Origin of the sequence: Serratia sp. Ag1 (assembly GCF_000743355.1) — a bacterium.
GTDB lineage: Bacteria > Pseudomonadota > Gammaproteobacteria > Enterobacterales > Enterobacteriaceae > Chania.
On the sequence record NZ_JQEI01000093.1, the window covers coordinates 1 to 1504 of the forward strand.

The window sequence follows — 1504 nt, forward strand, 5'->3', positions numbered from 1 at the left end:
ATTAGGCGGTGTTGTTGACACGTGTGAGTTTTGATATTGCGGCGTACGAGGAGATGGTGCGGTTGACCGTCACCCATGATGAACTTGAGGCGGGCAGCGGGATGGCTATTAGCATCCAGCAGGGTTGGCCGATCGTCCTTTCCAGCCTGAAATCGTTGCTGGAAACGGGGCAGGGCATTGACGTCTTTGCCAAGCCGCTGGCGACCCCAAGCAGCAGTCTTTAATGAAGCAACCTTAACTGGTGTGGCGCGGGCATCTGCAGTGGAGTACGCGCCTATCGGTTATCTTTGACACGTTTATCTGGGGCCCCAGTATTAGCGAACCGAACAGGCCCCAACATTATTTATTGTCATTAAGGTGATAGACATCGCATAGGGATGCCTTTCTTACGAGAAAGACTCGATAGATTTAATACTATTTCGAGGGACTGTTTTACTCAGGTATGAATATGTTCTATGTTGGTGAATCAGGCGGGCCCTAAGTTGCCAATATCCCGATTGGGTATTATGCAGAAATAATGAGACTTATTGAGAGCTGAGACCATGCAGACATTTGTACTTTTACTTCGGGGCGTGATGCCTACTGGCAGAAACAAAGTGCCGATGATTGAACTGCGTAAAACGCTTGAGGCGGCAGGTTATAGCAATGTCAGGACTTACATCCAAAGCGGGAATGTTGTCCTGCAATCCAATAGTGACTCTTCTGTGATTCAGAAACAAGTTCATGACATCATTGCCCAAGAGATGGGTGCGGATATTTCAGTCATTGCTCGAACACCTGAGCAGATAAAGAACATTCTGGAAGGCAATCCATTCAGTCTTGAGGACTCGGCGCGTACTTACTTTTCAATGCTGGAGTCAACACCTACGGGGTCATTGGTTGAGGAGTTTCAACGCATCACCTTTGTACCAGACACAGTGGCGATTATCGATAGCACAATCTATACGCTGTATTCCACCAAGTATAGTGACTCGAAGTTCAACAACAATTTTTATGAACGAAAATTGAAAGTTGTTGCTACAACAAGGAATTTCAACACATTGTCCCGTCTTCTGGGGATGAGTACTTGAAGACGGTTATCTCTTTGTTTCCATTTGGTTAAATTGAATCTGACCTTTTTTCAGATAACTAACTTTGGAATATAGGTCACCCGTGAATGGGTAACACTATTCAAAAAGAAGAGCCTAAATCTTTGTATTCTTAAAGAGCCGAGAAAGGAGAGTCGAGATGAGCATTAAAATTGAAAGAGCTTCCGTATCTGATTCTGAAGAAATCCTGTTATTGCAAAAGATTGCTTATAGAAGCGAAGCAGAAATATACACCGATTTTAGTATTGAACCTCTTGTTCAGACTCTCGAACAGTTACAAAAACAGTTTGAAGGTCACATTATACTGAAAGCGGTAGTTGATGACAGAATCGTTGGTTCTGTAAGGGCAAATGACCAAAACGAAACATGCATCATTGGTAAGCTCATAGTTGATCCGGTAATCCCCCCCTTTTTAA

Annotated in this window: 3 protein-coding genes; all 3 read left to right on the top strand. The window is 43.9% G+C overall.

What is annotated here, in order from left to right:
• The first annotated feature begins 14 nt into the window (after nt 1-14).
• Entirely contained in the window at nt 15-224 is a 210-nt protein-coding gene (locus IV04_RS24195) for a hypothetical protein (RefSeq protein WP_197062219.1), read from the top strand.
• Between the two features lie 318 nt (nt 225-542).
• The gene (locus IV04_RS24200; protein ID WP_037404753.1) at nt 543-1070 is read left to right on the top strand and encodes a DUF1697 domain-containing protein; all 528 of its coding nucleotides are present in this window, start codon (nt 543-545) and stop codon (nt 1068-1070) included.
• 157 nt (nt 1071-1227) lie between these two features.
• A partial coding sequence (locus tag IV04_RS24205) for a hypothetical protein (protein ID WP_037441785.1) occupies nt 1228-1504 on the top strand: 277 nt, incomplete at its 3' end.

What these genes read in the sequence shown, in the direction of transcription:
- IV04_RS24200 (WP_037404753.1), top strand. Translation starts at nt 543, where the DNA reads ATGCAGACATTTGTACTTTTACTTCGGGGCGTGATGCCTACTGGCAGA.